8 protein-coding genes are annotated in these 7634 nt (G+C 41.2%); all 8 read right to left on the bottom strand.

The window, feature by feature from the left end; genetic code table 11:
- Window positions 1-212: 212 nt before the first annotated feature.
- The 8 genes from JCM9140_RS21160 to JCM9140_RS21125 all read right to left on the bottom strand — a co-directional run bounded on the left by JCM9140_RS21160 (window position 213) and on the right by JCM9140_RS21125 (window position 7250).
- A complete protein-coding gene (locus JCM9140_RS21160; protein WP_081727813.1) occupies window positions 213-1934 on the bottom strand; it encodes a putative bifunctional diguanylate cyclase/phosphodiesterase in 1722 nt (573 codons plus the stop codon).
- Window positions 1935-1954: 20 nt separating this feature from the next.
- The gene (gene fabZ / locus JCM9140_RS21155) at window positions 1955-2377 is read right to left on the bottom strand and encodes a 3-hydroxyacyl-ACP dehydratase FabZ (RefSeq protein WP_034751385.1); all 423 of its coding nucleotides are present in this window, start codon (window positions 2375-2377) and stop codon (window positions 1955-1957) included.
- Window positions 2378-2479: 102 nt separating this feature from the next.
- Entirely contained in the window at window positions 2480-3073 is a 594-nt protein-coding gene (locus tag JCM9140_RS22865; RefSeq protein WP_052002460.1) for a DNA-directed RNA polymerase subunit beta, read from the bottom strand.
- A gap of 49 nt (window positions 3074-3122) precedes the next feature.
- Window positions 3123-3965 (bottom strand): flagellar hook-basal body protein, encoded by an 843-nt coding sequence (locus JCM9140_RS21145; RefSeq protein WP_034751383.1) that lies wholly within the window; start codon window positions 3963-3965, stop codon window positions 3123-3125.
- A 273-nt stretch (window positions 3966-4238) separates the two neighbouring features.
- Complete coding sequence (locus JCM9140_RS21140) at window positions 4239-5057, bottom strand: flagellar hook-basal body protein (protein WP_034751381.1); 819 nt, start codon at window positions 5055-5057, stop codon at window positions 4239-4241.
- 20 nt (window positions 5058-5077) lie between these two features.
- A complete protein-coding gene (locus tag JCM9140_RS21135) occupies window positions 5078-6082 on the bottom strand; it encodes a rod shape-determining protein (protein WP_034751379.1) in 1005 nt (334 codons plus the stop codon).
- Window positions 6083-6210: 128 nt separating this feature from the next.
- Window positions 6211-6495, bottom strand: coding sequence for a sporulation transcriptional regulator SpoIIID (gene spoIIID / locus JCM9140_RS21130; RefSeq protein ID WP_034751378.1), 285 nt, complete (start codon window positions 6493-6495; stop codon window positions 6211-6213).
- A 95-nt stretch (window positions 6496-6590) separates the two neighbouring features.
- Window positions 6591-7250, bottom strand: coding sequence for a 3'-5' exonuclease (locus JCM9140_RS21125; protein ID WP_034751375.1), 660 nt, complete (start codon window positions 7248-7250; stop codon window positions 6591-6593).
- Window positions 7251-7634 lie beyond the last annotated feature (384 nt).

Genomic DNA, 7634 nt, shown 5'->3' with positions numbered 1-7634 from the left:
GCGGCAGTTAAGCACTTTAATCAGTGACCTCCCTCTATATCCGTAGGAGTCGAGTGGCTTCCGCTTCATTACACTTAGAGGAAATCCATCAGCGTTATTATATTATTCCTTATATAGCAAGTTCGAACTCAGATAAACAAAAATCCGAACGATTCATATTTGAATCATTCGGATTTTAAATTAGAGAACCTAGGTGATAGCAATATTTCTATCTAGGTATTCAAATCCAGCAGCATCGTTTCGCATTCGCTTGCTGGGACGGGTTTGCTAAAGAGGTAGCCTTGTGCGTAGTTGCAACCTTTTTCTTTAATTAATTCGAGCTGCTTTTCAGTTTCAACCCCTTCGCAGATGACCGAAACGTCTAGGCTTTTTGCCATGGCTATGATCAAATTGATAATGGCTTCTTTTTCCTTCGTTGAGTTTCCTCGTACAAAGGATTGATCAATTTTCAATGTATCAATCGGAAAATAGTTGAGTTGGTTTAGTGATGAGTACCCTGTTCCAAAATCATCGAGGGAGACCTTTATCCCCTTTTCTTTCAGAGCAAGCAACTTATCGCGAATTTCTTGCAATTGAAGAACAGCCATATTTTCTGTCACTTCTAGTGACAATAAGGATGAGTCCATTTCTGTTTCCTCAATTGCTCGATTGACAATTGATAAGAAATCTTCCTGTTGGAAAAAAGCTTTTGAAATGTTAACGGACATCTTCAATTGATCTAGCCCGGAATCATGCCACGTTTTTCCTTGTCTAATTGCCTCTTTTAACACAAATTCATCAATATAAGCTAAAAGATTTAATTCTTCCGCAAGAGGCAAAAAGACAATGGGTGGCAGCACCCCTCTTTTAGGATGATTCCATCTGACGAGCGCTTCCACTCCGTGAGGTTTACCGGTTTCTAAATTAATTTGGACTTGATAATAAACCTCAAGCTCTTGATTTTTTATCGCATCAACTAATTCGGATTCAAGCGATAACGTATCGACCATTTTTTCACTCATGCCTTCTTTGTAGAAACGAAAGTTGTTTTTACCTTCACTTTTGATTTCATACATAGCAGAATCAGCATTTTTCAGTAAGGAATCCACGTCTATTCCGTCCTCAGGGAAGCGACTTACCCCTATGCTCATTGTCAAATAGAAAAACTGCTCCTTTACTAAGAAAGGCACATGGATGGCATCAAACAACTCATTCACTAACGTTTCTAATGCATCATCTTCCTCATAGCGAACAAACATCGTGAATTCATCACCAGCAAAACGACTTACAAAAGCTTTGTTTTTTGCGACCGTTTTTAATCGTTTGGACAATTCTACGAGAACTTGGTCACCTGCTCCATGTCCAAATACATCATTAATTTTTTTAAATCGATCTAAATCAAGAAAAAGCACAGCTATTTTCTGAGCAGTTTTTTTAGCATCTTCAAGGGCCAGTTCAAGTGAATTCCGAAAATGAACGCGATTTGGCAGTTGCGTCAGACTATCATGGAAAGCTAAGAACGTTAATCGTTCCTCCTGGTGTTTTCGTGATGTCTCATCGCGCAAAATCCCAATATAATAATGATCTTCCTCACGTGGCTGTTTGATCTCTGTTACCGTTATGTATGACCAAAAAAGCTCCCCATCTTTGCGCTTATTGATTAACTCACCAGTCCATGAGCCAATACGGTCTATGTTCCTCCACATATCGTTGTATACGGTTCGAGGCGTTTTTCCGGAAGCAAGAAAACTTGGATCTTTCCCCTTTGCCTCAGCACGCGTATAGCCTGTAATTTGTTCAAATGCCGGGTTCACGATAATAATTTCTCGTTTATGATTCGTGATCATTAGCCCATCATTCATATGATTAAATAGTATTTCTACATTTTTCCTATCTTTTAGAAAATGATCAAAAGCCGCATCCATTTCATACCCACTTCCTAGTAAAAAAGTCATGAGTTTTTCTATACCCTTTTTTATTTAATCGCAAACATAATATCTGTTTCACATGCGACTTCACCATCAACTGTTGCAATGGCATGGCCTTTTCCAATTGGCCCCTTCAAACGAACAATCTCGACTTCTAAACGAAGTTGATCTCCTGGCTTTACTTGTTTTTTAAAGCGACAATTATCAATACCAGCAAAAAACGCTAATTTGCCACGGTTTTCTTCAGGTTTCAATATCGCAACGGCTCCAACTTGAGCAAGAGCTTCAACAATTAACACACCAGGCATCACTGGATAGTCAGGGAAGTGCCCATTAAAATATTCTTCATTGGCACTCACATTTTTTAATCCAACCGCTTTTTTTCCATCTTCAATCTCAATGATTCGATCAACAAGTAAAAATGGATAACGATGTGGAATAATTTCTTTAATTTCTTCAATAGTTAACATAACAATCTCCCCTTTTAACAATGTTGCACTAAGTATACCATATTCTTCTTTACCAAAAATATCAAAGCGCTTTCAAGAACAACAGAAAAAAATCGAGGACGTTTAATGTCGTCCTCGAACAATATCGATTATATGATACCATGTATCAGGATTAATGACTTCTTTCGGATCACCACCGCCACCAATGACACTAAATCCAACGATTAAACCAAGAATTAAGCTCCCACCAATCAAAACAATGGCTATGAGAATACGAAGCCATATAGGAATTAACCTCAACCGTTCTTTTTTTGGACGCTTTTTCCTTCTAGACTCTCTGCTTTCTTCCTGTTGTTCTTCTTTGGCAGGAAGAGCTGCGGCTTCTGAATCCTCTGCATCTCGAGACTGTTCCTTTACAATTGCTGCTTCATCTACTAGCTCATCTGTTGAAAGATCCTCATTATCCAACTCATTTAATTGTTCAACTTCCTCTAAAAGCTCGTTTTCCGCCAATTCGACTTGGTCCTGAAGTTCGTTATCAAGTAGATCAGACTCATCGAATTCCACTTGATCTAGATCGTCCTCAGGCTTTGTCTCTTTGTTAGAAACGATCTCCTCATGCTTGTTAACATGATCTGTTAGTGAAGTCTTTTCTTGCTCATTCGTAAGGTCTGTATCAATTTTTCGGCTTTGATCCTTTGATTGATTATCGCTCATTGTTTTCTCCTCAAATCTGTTCAACCGTCCATCTAACGGCTATTAGCCATTATCTACGAAGTCCGTTTACTAAACCACTCATTTCATCTGCCATTGAAATGGAGCGGGAGTTGAATTGATAATGACGTTGCGCTTCAATTAAAGCATTCATTTCTCTTGATAGATCCACATTCGATCCTTCAAGAAACCCTTGGTTAACCTGCTGACCATTTCCAGCAAAATCAGCTCGTACATCCGCTACCGCAAAACCTAACGCTTGTAAGTCAGGGAAACGGTAAAGATTATTCCCAACAGAATCAAGAAGCTGCGGCTTCAAGACGTTCGTTAATCCAAGCTGTCCGACATTTTGCATCGTTCCATCTCGTAGCGTCACCTCAAGCTCTCCGTCTTGAGAAAAACTAATAGATTGAAAGTTTGCTGGTATCGCGATACGGTTTCCTTCACCATTTAAGACAAAGTCGCCATTCGCCGTAACCAATGATAATTGTTGGGCATTATTAGGGTTCTCTGTTAAATAAAAAGCTCCGTCTCTTGTGATTCGTTCAACAGGTGCGCCATTTTCCACTGTTTCAATGCGGAAGAAATGGTTTTTCTCTGTTAACGCAAAATCAAGTTGACGCTCTGTTTGCATGAGTGCTCCGACATCTTGTCGTACTGCGGTTTGTGCTATTTTAGCTCCTGTTCCAACACGTATGCCATTTGGGGTAAGACGACCAACTTCATATTCCTCTCTAGACTGATTGTTTACTTGTTGAAAGAGCAAGTCAGAAAACGTTGCTTCACGGCTTTTAAATCCTGTTGTGTTTGTGTTGGCAATGTTATGTGAGATCGTATCAAGTTTTCGCTGAAGTTGTCCCATTGTAACCGAAGCCGTTATCATCGATTGGTTCATCGTTATCCCTCTTTTTTATGGCTGTTTTCGTTTTATCTGTTCTCCCCAAGTTCGTTCCATTGCGCTACAGCCACTTGCTTTCCGCGGGGAGGTGTCGAGCCTCCTCGGCTGCGCCTGTGGGGTCTCGGCCCTACCTCTATATCCCGCAGGAGTCAAGTGGCTTTCGCTCCATTTCACTTAGTGTAAGAATGAATAATGTGTAAGGAAAAGCCTTGTTTGTAAAAATACGTGTTCAAACAGAAGCTAGTGTATTTCACTTCTTGGTTTTATTTTTTAACCTATTCTTCCTACTTCATTTACTGCTTTTTCTAGGCTTTGGTCGTATGCTTGTAGGACGCGTTGGTTGGCTTCGAATGAGCGGTAGGCGTTCATCATTTCGGTCATTGTTGCCTGAGCGTCAACGTTTGAACGTTCTAAAAATCCTTGTTGTAGTTGATAAGCAATGGCTCCGTTTCCGATGGCAGTCGGAAGCTCGCCTTCTCCTTCAAAACGCAACAAGCCGTCGCCTTCTTTGACCAGCTGCATTGGGTCTTCTGCATAGACGACATTCAGCTGAGCAACTTGGGCACCGTCTTGAGTAAAGATGACGCCTTGTGGATTGACTCGGAACTCTTCATTGCCAACTTGAACCGGTTGGCCTGCTGTATCTAATACGTAATGACCAACTGCAGATGTAAGGAAGCCTTGTCCATCAACAGTTAGATTACCGTTTCTGGAATAACGAATTTCTCCATTTTCATTTTGCATGGTATAAAACAAAGCTCCTGGACGTCCTGATTCGGTTTCAGGCATCATCGATTGCAGCAAAGCAACATCGGTATTGAAGCTCGTTTCCATCAAATCACCTTGGCGGAAGTTCGGCATGCGTTCTTGTAAGTAAACGCCTGTTGTTAACTCACCAATGGTCGGAGCCGGTCCTCGTTGCCCTTGTGTGTTCATCGCTTTGATCAGCATATTTGGAAACGATCGAAGTGATGCTTGATCGGCTTTAAATCCTGGTGTATTCGCATTGGCTAAGTTATTTGTCAACATTTCTTGGCGCTGCTGCTGGGCAATCATGCCAGCTGCTGCCCCATACATTCCACGAAGCATGCTCGCTCCTCCTCTAAGGATTAAATTCGTACTTTTTTGCTAGACATACGGTCTAAGTTTTCTAAAATAATGCCAGTTCCTTTTGCAACACAATGCATAGGCTCTTCAGCAACTACTACTGGAACTTTTAATTCCTCTGCTAATAACTGGTCAATTCCATGTAAAAGAGCTCCACCACCTGTTAGGATCACACCTCGGTCAATAATATCAGCTGATAGTTCCGGTGGTGTTTGTTCTAACACTTGTTTAGAAGCTTGTACGATGTAAGAAACAGACTCTACTAATGCTTCTTCTATCTCTTTTGAGTGTACCGTAATTGTCCTAGGAAGTCCACTGACCATGTCACGTCCACGAATGTCAATTTCTTCTTGTCGTGCACCCGGAAATACTGTTGCAACTTGGACTTTGATGTTTTCCGCAGTCCGCTCTCCAATTAAGAGCTTATACTTCTTCTTTATGTATGCAAGGATATCTGAATCAAAGCGATCTCCTGCTACTTTCATGGAAGAGGCGGTGACGATATCGCCCATCGAAAGGACAGCAACATCGGTAGTTCCACCGCCTATATCAACAACCATGTTTCCGCTTGGTTGGAAAATATCCATCCCTGCTCCAATTGCGGCCACTTTTGGTTCTTCTTCCAAGTAAACATTTTTCCCACCGCTTTTCTCAGCTGCTTCCCTAATTGCTTTTTGCTCAACCGATGTAATGTTAGTTGGGCAACAAATGAGAATTCTAGGCTTTGAGAAAAGGCTTTTGACGTTAATCTTGCCTAAGAAATGCTTAAGCATGGATTCAGTCATTTCAAAGTTTGCAATGACACCGTCTTTCATCGGGCGAAGAGCAACAATATTTCCCGGTGTACGCCCGACCATGCGGAACGCTTCCTCCCCTACTGCAAGTACTCGGTTGGTTGTTGTTTCAACCGCAACAACAGACGGTTCATTTAGGACGATTCCACTACCTTTAACATAAATGAGGACATTTGCAGTTCCTAGATCAATTCCAATATCGCGACCAAACATGATTCTTTTTCCTCCCTGTTATCCGAACATAATCGCTTTTATTATTACGATTTACCTAATTTTATATTTTATCACAGAATGTTCGAACAGGGTTCCTTTTTTTCTTAAAATGTTACATGATTTGACAATTAGTTTCTTGCTTTGACAATTGGTTCAGCTGGTTCGTCTGATTTACGATATTTTACTTTTGTTGCTTCTCCTCCGCGCAGGTGACGGATGGATTTGTGGTACTCAAGTATTTCTTTTACTTCATTTGCCAGTTCTGGATTAATTTCCGGCAATCTTTCGGTGAGGTCTTTGTGTACGGTACTTTTTGAGACGCCGAATTCTTTGGCTATCGTTCTCACCGTTTTCTTTGTCTCAACAACATACCTGCCAATCTTGATAGTTCGCTCTTTGATGTAATCGTGCACACGACTCGCCTCCTAATTCTGTGTTGGTGATTGGTACAGTTTATTAGGGGGAAGTCTCAGATATACCACATTCTTGTAAGGACATGCTTGACTTTTCAGAATTGTATGTTCCGTTTGGATAAGTCACTAATGTCTAAAAGGTCGGCATACGTGTATTTTCCTCGGTTTTCTAAATGGTACAAAAGGTCACAAAAAAGATGTGCGGTTGTAAGTGCATCGCCTAACGCTTCATGGCGACTATAAATTCTTGTGCCAAATTGGCTGGCGTAGTTTTCTAAGTCATGCATGATTTTAGACGGACTAAGATACCCAATGAGATCAAGTGTATCAATCGTTGTTGGTATTTCAATTCTGTACTGGTGGCGCTGTAACTCTTTTTTTAGAACAAGAAGGTCAAAGCTTACATAGTGACCAACCCAAATAGCACTGTTCGTTTTTTTATTAAAGTCGATAAAGGATTGAATCGCCTCAAGCGAGGTAGGTGCGTGCTCAATCGTTTCATTGGAAATACCGGTTAGCTCTGTGATTTCTTTTGGAATGTTGCGATTTGGGTTCACGTGCATTTGAAACGTTTCAGCTTCCTGGACTTCTTTGTTTTTGACCTGGACTGCGCCAATTTCGATCATTCGGTCCTGCGCTCCAACGGCAAAGCCGGTTGTTTCGGTATCAAAAACAGTAAACGTTAAATCTGAGATAGGTGTGTTAAGTGGCGTTTCTGTTTTGGTAACGGATAGAAGTGGGGTTTTCCAAAACATCGGGTACTACACCTCCTTATATGATTGGATTTCGTTTAGTGGGAGTAACAATGTTCGTGGTTCGTTTCATTGCTACAACCACTCGCACCCGCAAGGAGGTGTCATGCCTCCTCGGGTGTGTTTGTGGGGTCTTGCCCCTACCTTTATTTGAGGTCACTGAAAAAGTTCTCGTTTATTTCGGACTTGAAAAGGAGCTTCGATCTCGCTCCTGGGATGGGGGGCACGCTTTGTTGAGAGTAACGATAGAAATTCCCTACTCTTCAAAAACCTTATAACGAGTAAAGGTTTCATCGTTGTTGCCACACTCACACATACAAAAGCTTATTTTAGTTGGTTTTTAGGTTGAGATTATGAAAAGCTGATACCAGCAGGGGAATGACACGG

Source organism: Halalkalibacter wakoensis JCM 9140, assembly GCF_000513095.1.
Taxonomy (GTDB): domain Bacteria; phylum Bacillota; class Bacilli; order Bacillales; family Bacillaceae_D; genus Halalkalibacter; species Halalkalibacter wakoensis.
This window is presented reverse-complemented; position numbering and strand designations above follow the sequence as displayed.

Excerpts from the sequence above, each read along its gene's own strand:
- JCM9140_RS21140 (WP_034751381.1), bottom strand. The coding sequence starts at position 5,057 with ATGCTTCGTGGAATGTATGGGGCAGCAGCTGGCATGATTGCCCAGCAG.
- JCM9140_RS21125 (WP_034751375.1), bottom strand. The coding sequence starts at position 7,250 with ATGTTTTGGAAAACCCCACTTCTATCCGTTACCAAAACAGAAACGCCA.
- JCM9140_RS21135 (WP_034751379.1), bottom strand. The coding sequence starts at position 6,082 with ATGTTTGGTCGCGATATTGGAATTGATCTAGGAACTGCAAATGTCCTC.
- fabZ (WP_034751385.1), bottom strand. The coding sequence starts at position 2,377 with ATGTTAACTATTGAAGAAATTAAAGAAATTATTCCACATCGTTATCCA.
- JCM9140_RS21160 (WP_081727813.1), bottom strand. The coding sequence starts at position 1,934 with ATGACTTTTTTACTAGGAAGTGGGTATGAAATGGATGCGGCTTTTGAT.
- JCM9140_RS22865 (WP_052002460.1), bottom strand. The coding sequence starts at position 3,073 with ATGAGCGATAATCAATCAAAGGATCAAAGCCGAAAAATTGATACAGAC.
- JCM9140_RS21145 (WP_034751383.1), bottom strand. The coding sequence starts at position 3,965 with ATGAACCAATCGATGATAACGGCTTCGGTTACAATGGGACAACTTCAG.